The sequence below is a fragment of the Sulfitobacter sp. BSw21498 genome (genome assembly GCF_006064855.1).
GTDB lineage: Bacteria > Pseudomonadota > Alphaproteobacteria > Rhodobacterales > Rhodobacteraceae > Sulfitobacter.
Genome location: NZ_CP040753.1, coordinates 1,756,848 through 1,770,659, shown reverse-complemented (window position 1 = coordinate 1,770,659; position 13,812 = coordinate 1,756,848). Strand labels below are relative to the sequence as shown.

General features: G+C 62.0%; 9 protein-coding genes. 4 read left to right on the top strand and 5 right to left on the bottom strand.

Annotation, left to right across the window (positions count from 1 at the left end; genetic code table 11):
* Positions 1–21 precede the first annotated feature (21 nt).
* The 4 genes from E5180_RS08640 to xdhA are packed head-to-tail and all read right to left on the bottom strand — an operon-like array spanning position 22 to position 6,317.
* Positions 22–1,542, bottom strand: coding sequence for an ABC transporter ATP-binding protein (locus E5180_RS08640; protein ID WP_138924021.1), 1,521 nt, complete (start codon positions 1,540–1,542; stop codon positions 22–24).
* A complete protein-coding gene (xdhC, locus tag E5180_RS08635; protein ID WP_138924020.1) occupies positions 1,539–2,510 on the bottom strand; it encodes a xanthine dehydrogenase accessory protein XdhC in 972 nt (323 codons plus the stop codon). Before xdhC ends, E5180_RS08640 begins: the two co-directional genes overlap by 4 nt.
* The gene (gene xdhB, locus E5180_RS08630) at positions 2,500–4,902 is read right to left on the bottom strand and encodes a xanthine dehydrogenase molybdopterin binding subunit (RefSeq protein ID WP_138924019.1); all 2,403 of its coding nucleotides are present in this window, start codon (positions 4,900–4,902) and stop codon (positions 2,500–2,502) included. Before xdhB ends, xdhC begins: the two co-directional genes overlap by 11 nt.
* Positions 4,899–6,317 carry a xanthine dehydrogenase small subunit gene (gene xdhA / locus E5180_RS08625; RefSeq protein WP_138924018.1) on the bottom strand — a complete coding sequence of 473 codons (1,419 nt, stop codon included), beginning with the start codon at positions 6,315–6,317 and terminating at the stop codon, positions 4,899–4,901. Before xdhA ends, xdhB begins: the two co-directional genes overlap by 4 nt.
* A gap of 223 nt (positions 6,318–6,540) precedes the next feature.
* On the opposite strand from xdhA, the gene dnaE reads away from it, so the two are divergent.
* Positions 6,541–10,074: a DNA polymerase III subunit alpha gene (dnaE, locus tag E5180_RS08620; protein ID WP_138924017.1), complete on the top strand. Its 3,534-nt coding sequence runs from the start codon at positions 6,541–6,543 to the stop codon at positions 10,072–10,074.
* Between the two features lie 52 nt (positions 10,075–10,126).
* Here the strand turns inward: dnaE and E5180_RS08615 are convergent, their stop codons facing one another.
* On the bottom strand, positions 10,127–10,321 hold the full coding sequence (locus tag E5180_RS08615; RefSeq protein WP_138924016.1) for a SlyX family protein: 195 nt from the start codon (positions 10,319–10,321) through the stop codon (positions 10,127–10,129).
* A gap of 170 nt (positions 10,322–10,491) precedes the next feature.
* On the opposite strand from E5180_RS08615, the gene hisS reads away from it, so the two are divergent.
* From hisS to hisG, 3 genes are read left to right on the top strand one after another with little or no spacing between them, the layout of a single operon-like run.
* The gene (hisS, locus tag E5180_RS08610; RefSeq protein WP_138924015.1) at positions 10,492–12,000 is read left to right on the top strand and encodes a histidine--tRNA ligase; all 1,509 of its coding nucleotides are present in this window, start codon (positions 10,492–10,494) and stop codon (positions 11,998–12,000) included.
* Positions 12,000–13,079, top strand: coding sequence for an ATP phosphoribosyltransferase regulatory subunit (locus E5180_RS08605; RefSeq protein WP_138924014.1), 1,080 nt, complete (start codon positions 12,000–12,002; stop codon positions 13,077–13,079). Before hisS ends, E5180_RS08605 begins: the two co-directional genes overlap by 1 nt.
* A complete protein-coding gene (gene hisG, locus E5180_RS08600) occupies positions 13,076–13,765 on the top strand; it encodes an ATP phosphoribosyltransferase (protein WP_138924013.1) in 690 nt (229 codons plus the stop codon). The genes E5180_RS08605 and hisG overlap by 4 nt, the downstream gene beginning before the upstream one ends.
* Positions 13,766–13,812 lie beyond the last annotated feature (47 nt).

Sequence of the window (13,812 nt, the reverse complement as noted above, 5' to 3'; positions counted from 1 at the left end):
AAAACCCCCGCAAGCGACGCGTCAAACATGCGCCACCTCCATCCCATTGGCCCCGCCCATCATCAATCCGATCTCGTCCACAGTCAGGCCCTGTGCCGGACGTGGCTCTGACAGGCGGCCCTCGTTCAGGGCGGCAAAGCGGTCCGATATCTCCATCAGCTCGTCCAGATCCTGACTGATCACGATCACCGCCGTGCCGTTTTCGGCCAGATCCAGCAGCGCTTGCCGGATCGCGGCCGCGGCAGAGGCATCCACGCCCCATGTCGGCTGGTTGACCACCAGCACCTGCGGTCGTTGCAACACCTCGCGGCCGATGACGAATTTTTGCAGGTTCCCGCCCGACAGCGACCGCGCGGCATTGCCGGGGCCAGGCGTGCGGACGTCGAAATCGGCGATAATGCGTTCGGCAAAACGCTTGGCGGCGGGCCAGTTCAACATTCCGCGACGCTCAAGGTTTTCGCGCACGGCTCCGGTCAGCATTGCGTTCTCGGTCAGCGACATATCGGGGGCGGCGGCATGGCCCAGACGTTCTTCGGGCGCGGTGAGTATGCCCAGGCGGCGGCGCGCTGTGGGGCCCATCTGGCCCACGTCCTGTCCGTCGAACCCGACCATGCCAGCGGCGGTCAGCAGCTCGCCCGACAGCGCCGACAGCAGTTCATCTTGCCCGTTGCCCGCGACACCGCCGATACCCAAAATCTCGCCTGCGCGGACTTGCACGGTAATATCACGCAGCGGCATGCCGAATGAACTGGGCGAGGCCGCAGAGAGCCCCATGAGGTCAAGCTTCACCGCGCCGGGTGTCTTGCCCGCCCGCGTCGGCGTCTTGAGCGTGCTGCCCACCATCATTTCTGCCATGTCCCGCGCTGTCGTTTCCGACGGGGTGCAATGGCCCACAACTTTGCCCAAGCGCAGGATCGTCGCGCTGTCGCACAGGCTGCGGATCTCTTCGAGCTTATGGGAGATATACAAGATCGCGGTGCCCTCGGCGCTGAGCTTGCGCAGGGTTTTGAACAGGATTTCAACCTCTTGTGGTGTCAGAACGCTGGTGGGTTCATCCATGATCAACAGCTTGGGGTCTTGCAGCAGACATCGAATAATCTCGACCCGTTGGCGTTCGCCTGCGGATAGGTCGCCGACGATCCGGTCGGGGGCCAGGGGCAGGCCGTAGGCCTCTGACACGTCGCGGATTTGCTTGCTGAGGGCGCGCAGCTTGGGCGCGTTCTCCATCCCGAGGGCGATGTTTTCTGCCACGCTCAGCGCGTCAAATAGGGAAAAATGCTGGAACACCATGCCCACGCCCGCGGCGCGGGCGGCACGGGGTTCTTGCGGGGCAAAGCTGGTGCCGTGCATCTGCATCGTGCCGCTGTCGGGTTTGACCAACCCATAAATCATCTTGACCAGCGTCGACTTGCCGGCGCCGTTTTCCCCCAACAACGCATGAACTTCGCCCGGCGCAATGCGCAATGACACGTCATCATTGGCGACAACACCGGGGTAGGCTTTGGTCAGCCCGGAAAGCGCCAGAAGGGGCGTGTCGGTCATGCGCAGCGTTCCTTTTGTGTCAAACTTGGCTGTTTATTCGTGCGGGCAGGGTCAAATTGCAAGAGTTGCGTAGCTACTCCGAGGGCAATCGCTTGAGGATGCTTGCCAAATTGCCGCGCGCCGATGGGGCAGGTGATGCGGGCGATCTGTTCGGGCGCATGACCAAGGGCGGCCAAACGGCTGCGGAACCGCGCCCATTTTGTGTCCGACCCGATCAATCCGCCAAAGCCAAAATCGCGTTGCAGCAGGCGGTGGCACAGGTCCAGATCGTCATCATGCGCCGGTGTCATGATGAAATGCGCGGCGTCGCTGTCGGCGTTGTGCAGCGCGACACCCCAAGGGCCATCCACGCCGGTGACGCCTTCGGGCAGGTTATCCAGATATCCGGGGCGCGGGTCGGCCAGTGTGACGCGGAACTGCGGCAAGGGGGCCAGAATGCGCGCCAGCGCGCTGCCGACATGGCCTGCGCCGTGGATGACCACATGACGCGAGGGCTGCCACAACGGCTCTGCCAGCCAACCGCCGTGCAGGGTAATGGCCAGCGGTGTCGCGCTGCCACTGGCACGGTCGATTTTGGCGCGAAAGCTGTCGGCAAGGGGCGGGGCGGCCGGATCAATCGCGCGCAGATAGATGTCGGGGTAGGTGTCGGACAAGGCGTCCAGCGTGACGGCATCGAAAACCTCGATCACCACGGTCACCGCCCCGCCACAACATTGGTTCATTGCGGGACCAAGGGCCGCGCGGGTCAGTTTGCTGCGGGGGCCACCCGCCAGCATCATGGCGGCGTCGCGCATGGATTGCAGCTCGAGCTGGCCACCGCCGATGGTACCCAAGGCCCCGCCGTCCCAGACCAGCATCGATGTGCCCGCCGGACGTGGGGCAGACCCTTTGACCTGCACCACAACGATGCGCGCGACATCGCCATGCGCTGCGACCGCTTGGGACAGGGCTGCGCGGTCAAAGGGCATTGCGGGCATTCCCGATCGCGGTCAGTACCGCTTCGGCTGTTGCGGGTGTTTGCAGATCGCCAAATCCGTCGCCACAGGCGCTGACCGCATCCGACAGCGCCATGAAGGCTGAGATCCCCAGCATCAGTGGCGGTTCTCCCACCGCTTTTGAACGATAGACCGTTTGCGCGGGGTTGGGTTCGTCCCAGAGCGCCACATTGAACACATCGGGCCGGTCAGAGATGGCGGGGATCTTATAGGTCGACGGCGCGTGGGTTTTCAGCGTGCCTTTGTCGTCCCAGACCAGTTCTTCAGTCGTGAGCCAGCCCGCGCCCTGCACATAGCCGCCTTCGATCTGGCCGATGTCCAGCGCGGGGTTCAGCGACGCGCCCGCATCATGCAAAATGTCGGCGCGTAGGATCCTGTTTTCGCCGGTCAGCGTGTCGATCACCACTTCGGTGACTGCGGCACCGTAAGCAAAATAGAAGAACGGGCGGCCCTTGCCTGCGATGCGGTCCCATTCGATCTCCGGTGTCTTGTAGTAGCCTGTCGATGACAGTGAGACGCGGTTTTCATAGGCAGAGGCGGCAGCTTGGGCAAAGCTAATGGCCTCCTCCCCGATCTGCACCTGCCCGTCGGCAAAGCGCACCTGATCTAGCGTTGTCTGATAGCGTTCGGCCAGATGGTCGGCGATGCGGTCGCGGATTGTGTCGCAGGCCGCTTGCACCGCCATGCCGTTCAGGTCCGTCCCCGAAGACGCCGCCGTGGCCGAGGTGTTGGGCACTTTACCCGTGTCCGTCGCGGTGATCTTGACTGCTGACAATTCGACGCCAAAGCGGCTTGCCGCAACTTGCGCGACCTTTTGGAAAAGGCCTTGGCCCATTTCCGTCCCGCCGTGGTTCAGGTGGATCGACCCGTCCTGATACACATGCACCAGCGCCCCCGCCTGATTGAGGTGGGTGAGCGTAAAAGAGATGCCGAATTTCACCGGCGTCAGCGCGATACCGCGTTTCAGGATCGGCTGGGTCACGTTCCAATCCGCAATCGCAGCGCGGCGGGCAGCATAGTCCGAGGTTTGGGCCAGCCGGTCGGTGAGCGCGTTGATAATGCAGTCTTGCACGGGTTGGTGGTAGGGCGTGGTTTGCGCATCTTTAGGCTTGGGTGGCGTGCCGTCTTGTGGTGCAGGCGGCGCGCCGCGCGAGGCAAGGTCGGCCGCTGCATCGGGCACGGCGCGGTCGTCATGGGCCTGACCGATCGCATCAGGCTGCATCACATCAGCATAGAAATTCGCCCGCCGCACCGTCAGTGGATCAAGGCCGAGTGATTGTGCGATATGGTCCATCACCCGCTCGATCCCCACGATCCCTTGAGGCCCGCCAAAGCCGCGAAACGCCGTGGCGCTTTGGGTGTTGGTGCGCAACCGGTGCGAGGTGATGCGGATGTTATCAAGGTTATAGGCATTATCCGCGTGCAGCATCGCACGATCCGCCACGGGCAAGGACAGGTCCATTGCCCAGCCACAGCGGGTGTAATGGGTGAAATCCAGCGCGCTGATCCGGCCCTCGGTGTCAAAGCCGACGGTATAGTCGATGCGGAAATCATGACGCTTGCCAGTGACGATCATGTCGTCGTCACGGTCATAGCGCATTTTGCAGGGGCGTCCTGTGCGCGCGGCGGCTACGGCGCAGGCCACGGCGAGCGCGTTGCCCTGACTTTCCTTGCCGCCAAAGCCACCACCCATGCGCCGCGTCTCGACCCGCACTGCGTGCATGGGTTTGCCTAGGGCCTCTGCCACTTTGTGCTGGATCTCGGTCGGGTGCTGGGTCGAGGAATGGACGACCATGTCGCCATTGTCTTGCGGCAGCGCGAGTGCGGCCTGACCTTCCAGATAGAAATGCTCCTGCCCACCAATATTGATCGTCCCGCTCAGGCTTTTGGGGGCCGTGGTCAGGGCGGCTGCGGCGTCGCCTTTTTGGTAGATGCGGGGGCCGTCTTCGAAGCGGGACTCAGCGGCCAGCGCCTCTTCAATGGTAAGGATTGGGGAGGTCGGTGTGATGTCTAGATACCCAAGCCGCGCCGCGTGGCGTGCCGCAAGGTGGGTCGTCGCGACAACCATGAACACAGGCTGGCCCGCGTAATGTACCGCGTCGGTGGCCAGCAGGGGTTCGTCATGGTTGGAGGGCGACACGTCATTGTCAAACGGCAGATCTGCCGCCGTCAGCACCGCCACCACACCGGGGGCGGCTGCGACATCGCGCAGGTCCATGCCATCAAGTGTGCCCGCGGCAACAGTGCTAAGGCCAAAGGCGATGTGCAGCGTTGTGGCCGGTGTCGGGATGTCATCGACGTAGCGCGCGGCCCCCGTCACATGGAGCTTGGCGGCGTCATGGGGGAGGGATTTAGCAACGCTCATGCTGTCACCTCGTGCAGGTTCGTGAGCACGCCATTTAGATCATGCAAATAGCGCAACAGCAGGTTCTGGGCGGTGAGCAGACGATACTGCGCCGAGGCGCGCATGTCGGTCATCGGCTGGTAATCCAGCGCCAGCGCATCCATGGCGCGGCGGATCGTGGCCTCGTCAAAGGATTGATTGACCAGCAGCGCTTCGGTCTGGGTCGCCCGTTTCGGCGTGCCCGCCATACCTCCAAAGGCGATGCGTGCGTCTGTGATCAGGTCATCCTCGCGGGTGATGTTGATACAGCCGCACAGCGCCGAGATGTCCTGATCGAAGCGTTTGCTGATTTTGTAGCAGCGCAGCGTGTCATCCTTGGCAGTTGGCAGCTTTGGCACGGTGATCGCCTCGACAAATTCGCCGGGGGCGCGGTCTTGCTTGCCGTAGTCGATAAAGAAATTTTCCAGCGGTAGGCTGCGGCTGCTGTCACCGTGGCGCAGGTGCAGCGTTGCCCCCATGGCGATGAGTGCCGGAGGGCCGTCCCCGATGGGCGAGCCATTGGCGATATTGCCCCCGATGGTTGCCGCGTTGCGCACCTGCGCCGAGCCATACCGCAGCAACATCGCGCCAAGGCTGGGGTGGAGCGGTGCGAAATGCGCCTCGAGCGCTGAAATGGTGGTGGCTGCGCCGATGCGCCAATGATCGCCGCCATCGGTGATGCCGCGCAGGTCAGGGATCTGGTTGAGAAACACCACCGGCCCCAGATCGCGGAATTGTTTGGTGACCCAAAGCCCCACATCCGTCGCCCCTGCGATCAAGGTCGTGTCGGGGTGATCGGCGTACCAGCGGGCTAGTTCATCTGTGGTCGTGGGGTGCGAGGTCGCAGGGGGCTGTCCGCCCCCGTCCGGCTGCGCCGGCCCCCCCGAGGATTTAGGGCCATCTGGAAGTTTGAGGTTTCTCAGGTGGGCCGGCACGGGGGTTGCCTCGGCCGCTTTGGCAGCCCGAATGATTGGCGCGTAGCCGGTGCAACGGCACAGGTTGCCGGCGAGCGTCGTGTCGTGGTCGGTGGACCCGTTCAGGTGGTCGGTGGCCATGGTGACGGCAAAGCCCGGTGTGCAAAAGCCGCATTGGCTGCCATGGTGGTCGATCATGGTTTGCTGCACCGGATGCAAGCTGCCATCGGGCGCGGCAAGCCCTTCGACGGTGGTGACGGCCTTGCCATTGATCTGGGGTAGGAACAGGATGCAGCCGTTCAGCGCACGGTGGCCCTGGTCGTCGCTGATCATCACGGAACACGCGCCGCAATCGCCTTCGTTGCAGCCTTCTTTGGTGCCGGTCAGATATCGGGTTTCGCGTAGCCAATCCAGCAGCGTCGTGGTGGGAGAGACGCCGGTCAGTGACACGACTTCCCCGTTGAGGAGAAAAGTGATGTCCATAGGGTTCGTTCCGCCGCGGTACCTTAGCCCGTGATCTGCGCGGCGTTCGATGCGACGTAGAACGCGGCGCGGGCAAATGTTCAGCGAGGCTAGGCGGGGGCGAGGGGGCTTGGCAAGAGATTTCGTGGGATAAGGACTTGGTCGTGCGTGGTATTGCCGGAAAACTGCGCACGTGGCACCGGTGGGTCTGGTGACTGCGGGTGGGCTTGGGTAAGTTGGCGCTATGGCACAAGCACCCCGATTCATTCACCTGCGCACGCACTCCGAATATTCGTTGTTGGAAGGGGCGTTGCGGCTGAAAAAGCTGCCTGATCTGTGCAAGAGTGCCGGTATGCCCGCAATGGCACTGACCGACACCAACAACATGTTCGCCGCGTTGGAATATTCGGTCGCTATGGGCGGTGCCGGGGTGCAGCCGATCATCGGGTGTCAGGTTGATCTGGCCTATGTGACGGTGCAGCCGGGTGAAAAGCCGCGCGATCCGGCCCCTGTGGTGTTGCTGGCCCAATCCGAGGTCGGCTATGAGAATCTGATGAAGCTGAACTCTTGTCTGTATATCGACAAGGGCGGTGCGCTGCCGCAGGTCACGCTGGAGGAGCTGGAGGCGCTGAACAGCGGGCTGATCTGTCTGACCGGCGGCGCGGGCGGGCCTGTGGGGCAGTTGTTGCAAGGCGGGCAGCGCCCTGCCGCCGAGGCGCTGATGGCGCGGTTGCACGGGGCATTTGCGGACCGGCTGTATGTCGAGTTGCAACGCCACCCCGGCGAGGACGGCCAACCGCTGGCCGAACAGCTGACCGAACGCGGCTTTGTCGAGCTGGCCTATGCTATGGGTATTCCGCTGGTCGCGACGAATGACGTCTATTTCCCCAAGGCCGATATGTACGAGGCCCATGATGCGTTGATCTGTATCGCGGACGGCGCCTATGTCGACCAGCAGCACGAACGCCGCCGGCTGACGGCGCAGCATTATTTCAAGTCGCAGGCCGAGATGGTGACGCTGTTTGCCGATCTGCCCGAAGCCATCGACAACACGGTCGAGATCGCCAAACGCTGCGCCTTTATGGCCTATCGTCGTGATCCGATCCTGCCGAAATTCGCGGATAACGAGATCGAAGAACTGAAGCGGCAGGCGCATGAGGGGCTGAAGAACCGACTTAAGGTGATCCCCCATGCCACCAGCGTCGAAGACTATGAAAAGCGGCTGGATTTTGAACTGGGCATCATCGAGGGCATGGGGTTCCCCGGCTACTTCTTGATCGTTGCGGATTTTATCAAATGGGCCAAGGACAACAATATTCCCGTCGGGCCGGGGCGGGGCTCGGGGGCGGGCAGTCTGGTGGCCTATGCGCTGACCATCACCGACCTTGATCCGCTGCGCTATCAACTGCTGTTTGAACGGTTCCTGAACCCCGAACGGGTATCGATGCCTGACTTTGACATCGACTTTTGCATGGATCGTCGTGAAGAGGTGATCCAATATGTGCAGCGCAAATACGGGCGCGACAAAGTAGGGCAGATCATCACCTTTGGTGCGCTTTTGTCCAAGGCGGCGGTGCGCGACATCGGGCGGGTGTTGCAGATGCCCTATGGGCAGGTGGATCGTCTGTCCAAGATGATTCCGGTCGAAGGCGTGAAGCCCGTCAGCATCGAAAAGGCTTTGGCGGATGAACCACGCTTGCGCGAAGAGGCCAAGAACGAAGAGGTCGTCGCGCGGCTGCTGAACTATGGCCAGCAGGTCGAGGGGCTGTTGCGCAACGCATCGACACACGCGGCGGGGGTTGTGATCGGGGACCGGCCGCTGGACGCGCTGGTGCCGCTGTATCAGGATCCGCGCTCCGACATGCCCGCGACGCAGTTCAACATGAAATGGGTCGAACAGGCCGGTTTGGTCAAGTTCGATTTCTTGGGTCTCAAGACCCTGACCGTCATCCAGAACGCGGTAGACCAGATCAAGTCTTCGGGCCGTCATTTGCATGTGGCCGCTGACGGGACAGAGCTGTTTGCGCCGCCCGAAGGCTTGATCGACGATATCGCTACGATCCCGTTGGACGACGAGGCATCCTACAAGCTTTATGCCAGCGCCAAGACGGTCGCGGTGTTCCAGGTGGAATCCAGCGGCATGATGGATGCCCTCAAACGGATGAAACCGACCTGCATCGAGGATATCGTGGCTCTTGTGGCCCTGTACCGTCCCGGCCCGATGGAGAATATCCCCACCTATTGCGAGGTCAAAAACGGCCAGCGCGAGCGGGAATCTGTGCATCCGTCGATTGACCACATCCTAGAGGAAACCCAAGGGATCATCGTTTACCAAGAACAGGTTATGCAGATCGCGCAGGTCATGGCGGGCTACAGCCTTGGCGGCGCTGACCTGTTGCGCCGTGCGATGGGTAAAAAGATCGCCGAGGAAATGGCCAAGGAACGCCCCAAGTTCGAAAAAGGCGCGATGGCCAACGGCGTCGATAAAAAGAAAGCGTCGGAAGTTTTCGACCTGTTGGAAAAATTCGCCAACTACGGTTTCAATAAATCCCACGCTGCGGCCTATGCCGTGGTCAGTTATCAGACGGCCTGGCTCAAGGCGAACCATCCTGTCGAATTCATGGCTGGTGTGATGAACTGCGATATCCACCTGACGGATAAGCTGGCTGTCTATTTCGAAGAGGTCCGCAAGCGGCTTGAACTGCCGTGGGTGCCGCCTTGCGTGAACCGCAGTGATGCGACGTTCAAAGTGGTCGAGGGCGCGTTGGTCTATGCCTTGGGGGCGTTGAAGAACGTCGGTGTCGAGGCGATGAAGCTGATCACCGAAGGCCGCAAGATTGACGGTGTCGACAAGCCCTTTGCCACATTGTTCGATCTGGCGCGGCGGGTTGATCTGAAACGGGTGGGCAAACGCCCGCTTGAAATGTTGGCGCGGTCTGGTGCGTTTGATCAGCTGGACAATAATCGCCGTCGTGTCTGGCAATCGCTGGACGGTTTGGTCAGCTACTCTGCCGCGATCCACGAACAGAAGGCCTCTAATCAGGTGTCTCTGTTTGGCGAGGCGGGCGATGATCTGCCCGAGCCGCGTATCGTGCCGTGCGATGACTGGGAGGCCGCTGAACGACTGACCGAAGAATTCAAAGCCATCGGCTTTTATCTGTCGGGCCACCCGCTGGATGACTACATGGGGCCGATGAAGCGTAAATCCGCCACCGGCGGGGTGCCGTTTCTGACGCTGGACGAGCTAACTGCAAAAGTGTCGATCAAAGGCGCGATGAACGCCCGTTTGGCCGGGATCGTCGCCGGACGGCAGGAACGTAAATCGGCGCGCGGCAATCGCTTTGCCTTTGCACAGCTGTCGGACCCGACAGGCGCGTACGAGGTGACATTATTTTCGGACACGCTGGAACTGGCGCGTGATCACCTTGAAACCGGATCAAAGGTTGTGGTCATGGTCGAGGCCACAATGGAAAGCGACCAGCTGAAACTGCTGGGCCGGTCTGTGGTGCCGATCGACACGGTGGTCGAGGATGCGGGCAATATGGGGCTGCGCATCTTTGTGGAGGACGCAGGGGCGATTCAAGCGGTCGCCGATGTCTTGGCAGGTGCGCGATCTTCGGCGCGCAGCGCGGGCAAGGGGCCGGTGCAACTCTGCCTGATGGACCCGACGTTGCCCGGCGAGGTCGAAGTAGACCTCTGTGCCGAATACCCCGTCACCCCCAAGATCAAGGGCGCAATCCGGTCATTGACCGGCGTGATGGAGGTCGAGGAAATCTGATGGCGGCCATCTGGCACGACGGCAGCTGTCCTGCGCCGCCCGTAGCCCCAGATCAGTAGTGCGGCGGACGTTCGTTCCCGATAACGACGCCTTCGGAGCCTGACGCCTCGCGTTCACCTTCGCGCTGCATCAGCATATGGACCCGCCGCGTCAGCATTGCGATCTCGTTCTCCTGACGGGCAACGACATCGGACAGGTCATCCACCGTGCGGATCAGATGGGCCATTTGTTCTTCGAGCTTATCCATGAGGGCACCTTCTCAGCTTGCGCATTTGCCGCCCTCCTAACAGGTTGCGCTGCGTTAGATAAGGGGGGATGCGTGCGCAGGTCTGGACAGCGCGGGGCCGCGTCGCTTGCCCTTAGCGGGGGGTTGGGCTAGACGCGAAGCGCGATATTTAGCCCACAGGATGTGATCCAATGGCCAAGCCAAAAAAGACTCCCCGCCCCAAAGCCGAAGCGCCAAAGGGATTTCGTGATTATTTCGGTGCAGAAGTCACGCAGCGCGCAGAGATGCTGCACAAGATTGCGCAGGTCTATCATCGCTACGGGTTTGACGCATTGGAAAGCTCCGGCGTGGAGACGGTGCAGGCTTTGGGCAAGTTCCTTCCCGATGTGGACCGCCCCAACGAAGGTGTGTTTGCGTGGCAAGAGGATGCCGAGGCCGACAAGCCCGGCGACTGGCTGGCCCTGCGCTATGACCTGACCGCACCGCTGGCGCGGGTCTATGCCCAACACCGCAACGATCTGCCCACGCCCTATCGCCGCTATGCGATGGGACCGGTCTGGCGCAACGAAAAGCCGGGTCCGGGCCGGTTCCGCCAGTTTTATCAGTGCGATGCCGATACTGTCGGGGCACCTTCCGTTGCAGCGGATGCGGAGATCTGCGCAATGCTGGCGGATTGTCTGGAAGAAGTTGGGATTGAGCGCGGCGATTACATCGTGCGCGTGAACAACCGCAAGGTCTTGAACGGTGTGATGGAAGTCGCAGGCGTGCTGGACCCCGCCAACCCTGATCTTTTCGCCCACGAACGCGGCATCGTGTTGCGTGCGATCGACAAGCTTGACCGGCTGGGTCTGGACGGCGTGCGCGCATTGTTGGGCGCGGGCCGCAAGGACGACAGCGGTGATTTCACCGATGGGGCGGGCCTGACAGATACACAAGCCGATGTTGTCATGGGCTTTATGCAGGCCAAGCGCGACACCGGTGCCGAAACCGTCGCGCGGCTGCGTGAACTGGTCGCGGGTTCTGCCACAGGGGCGCAAGGCGTAGACGAGCTGGAAACCATCGCCGATCTGATGGCGGCCGGTGGGTACGGCTCTGACCGCGTAGAGATTGACCCATCCGTTGTGCGCGGTCTTGGCTATTACACCGGTCCGGTTTTCGAGGCGGAGCTGACCTTCGAGATCAAGGATGATAAAGGGCGCGTGCGCAACTTTGGCTCTGTCGCGGGCGGGGGGCGCTACGATGATCTGGTCAAACGTTTTACCGGACAGGAAGTCCCTGCAACGGGTGTGTCTATCGGTGTCGACCGTCTACTGGCGGCCTTGCAGGCCAAAGGCCGGATGTCAGCGCAGGCCGAAGGGCCGGTGGTGGTTACCGTGATGGAAAAGGACCGCATGTCCGATTATCAGGCGATGGTCGCTGAACTGCGGCAGGCAGGCATCCGCGCCGAGGTCTATCTGGGTAACCCCAAAAACTTCGGTAACCAGCTGAAATACGCAGACCGCCGTGCCAGCCCGGTAGCGGTGATCGCGGGCGGGGATGAATTCGACAAGGGTATGATCCAGATCAAGGACCTTATCCTGGGCGCTAAAATTGCTGAAAGCGCGACGCTCGAGGAATGGAAAGACCGCCCGAGCCAATATGAAGTGGCGCGTGGTGACCTTGTCGCCAAAGTGCGCGAAATACTGGAGCTGAACCGCTGATGGCGACCCGATCCGAAATCCTTGCCAAGGCCGCGAGCCTGCGCGCCTTGTTCGAGGCGCAGGGGGCAGTGGTGGTTGAGCCGCCGATCTTGCAGCCTGCCGAAACCCTGCTCGATCTCTACGGCGAAGACATCCGCGCGCGTGCGTACGTGACGTCGGACGCGATGCGGGGCGAACAGATGCTGCGCCCCGATTATACCTTGCCAGTGGTGCAAATGCATATGGCGCATGGCGCGGACCCGGCACGCTATACCTACGCGGGCGAAGTGTTCCGCCGTCAGGAACGTGACCCCAACCGTGCCAACGAATATATCCAGGCCGGCTACGAAGTCTTTGACCGCGGCGATCCCGCAGCGGCCGATGCCGAAGTCTTTGCCCTGATCCAAGGCGCATTGTCGGAGTTGCCGGTCACGGCGGTGACGGGGGATATCGGTATCCTGATGGCTGCGGTTGCGGGGCTCGATACATCGGCTTCGCGCAAGGCGGCGTTGATGCGCCACATCTGGCGGCCCCGCCGGTTCCGTGCGCTGCTCGACCGCTATGCTGGTAAAACGCCGATGCCTGCATCGCGTGCCGCTTTGCTGGCCAGTGACGGTGCGATCACCGCGCCGCTGATCGGACTGCGCAGCTTGGACGAGATCGAAACCCGCATCGCGGCCCTGCGTGCCGACGCCGCCGAACCGGCGCTGTCGCGCACGCAGGTGTCCTTGTTACTGGCGTTGCTGGATGTGCGGGAAACCATGCCTAATGCGATCAGCCAACTGCATGACCTTGCCGTCGACATGCCCGCCATCTCTGACGCGGTGGACCGTGTTGCCGCACGGGAAAAGGCGCTGGCCGCACGCGGTGTCGATACCGATAACCTGATGTTCGAAGCCAGCTTTGGCCGCGTATCGATGGAGTATTATGACGGTTTCGTTTTCGGCTTCCGCGCCGCAACGCGGCCAGATTTGCCCACGATCGCTACGGGCGGGCGCTATGATGCGCTGACCCGTCGTTTGGGGCAGGGTGGTGAAATCCCCGCGGTCGGCGGCGTGATGCGCCCCGGTCTGATGCTGGAACTGGAGGCAGGTCAATGACGATCAAACTCGGTGTGCCCTCCAAGGGGCGTCTGATGGAAAAGACCTTTGAATGGTTCGCCGCACGGGGGATCACCTTGCAGCGCACGGGATCCGAACGTGAATACGCGGGTGCTGTCGAAGGGATAGACGGCGTGTCGCTGATCTTGCTGTCTGCGGGTGAAATTCCCCGCGAACTGGCCGCAGGGCGCATCCATCTGGGCGTCACCGGCACGGATCTGGTGCAAGAGAAACTGGCGTTGTGGGATCAGCTTGTTGCGCCGGTGGATGAACTTGCGTTTGGGCATGCGGACCTGATCATCGCGGTGCCGCAAGTCTGGGTCGATGTCGATACGCTCGACGATCTGGATGCCGCTGCCTCGGCGTTCCGCGACAAACACGGGTTCCGTTTGCGTATTGCCACAAAATACCACCGTCTGGTGCGGGAGTTCCTGCGCAGCACAGGCGTTGCGGATTACGCGCTGGTAGACAGCCAGGGCGCGACAGAGGGCACGATAAAGAACGAAACCGCAGAGGCGATTGCCGATATCACCTCAAGCGGGGAGACCCTGCGCGCCAACCACCTCAAGATTCTGTCCGATGGGATGATTTTGCGGTCGCAGGCGACACTTTGGCGCAGTCGGATGGCGGATATGGATGACGCTGATCGCGCCACGATGACCGCCCTGCTGGCGCGGCTGTCCTAACGCGCTGACGCGCGGCATCTTGCAGATGCGCCTCCGGCGGGAGTTTA

Excerpts from the sequence above, each read along its gene's own strand:
- E5180_RS08640 (WP_138924021.1), bottom strand. The coding sequence starts at position 1,542 with ATGACCGACACGCCCCTTCTGGCGCTTTCCGGGCTGACCAAAGCCTAC.
- xdhC (WP_138924020.1), bottom strand. The coding sequence starts at position 2,510 with ATGCCCTTTGACCGCGCAGCCCTGTCCCAAGCGGTCGCAGCGCATGGC.
- xdhB (WP_138924019.1), bottom strand. The coding sequence starts at position 4,902 with ATGAGCGTTGCTAAATCCCTCCCCCATGACGCCGCCAAGCTCCATGTG.
- xdhA (WP_138924018.1), bottom strand. The coding sequence starts at position 6,317 with ATGGACATCACTTTTCTCCTCAACGGGGAAGTCGTGTCACTGACCGGC.
- dnaE (WP_138924017.1), top strand. The coding sequence starts at position 6,541 with ATGGCACAAGCACCCCGATTCATTCACCTGCGCACGCACTCCGAATAT.
- E5180_RS08615 (WP_138924016.1), bottom strand. The coding sequence starts at position 10,321 with ATGGATAAGCTCGAAGAACAAATGGCCCATCTGATCCGCACGGTGGAT.
- hisS (WP_138924015.1), top strand. The coding sequence starts at position 10,492 with ATGGCCAAGCCAAAAAAGACTCCCCGCCCCAAAGCCGAAGCGCCAAAG.
- E5180_RS08605 (WP_138924014.1), top strand. The coding sequence starts at position 12,000 with ATGGCGACCCGATCCGAAATCCTTGCCAAGGCCGCGAGCCTGCGCGCC.
- hisG (WP_138924013.1), top strand. The coding sequence starts at position 13,076 with ATGACGATCAAACTCGGTGTGCCCTCCAAGGGGCGTCTGATGGAAAAG.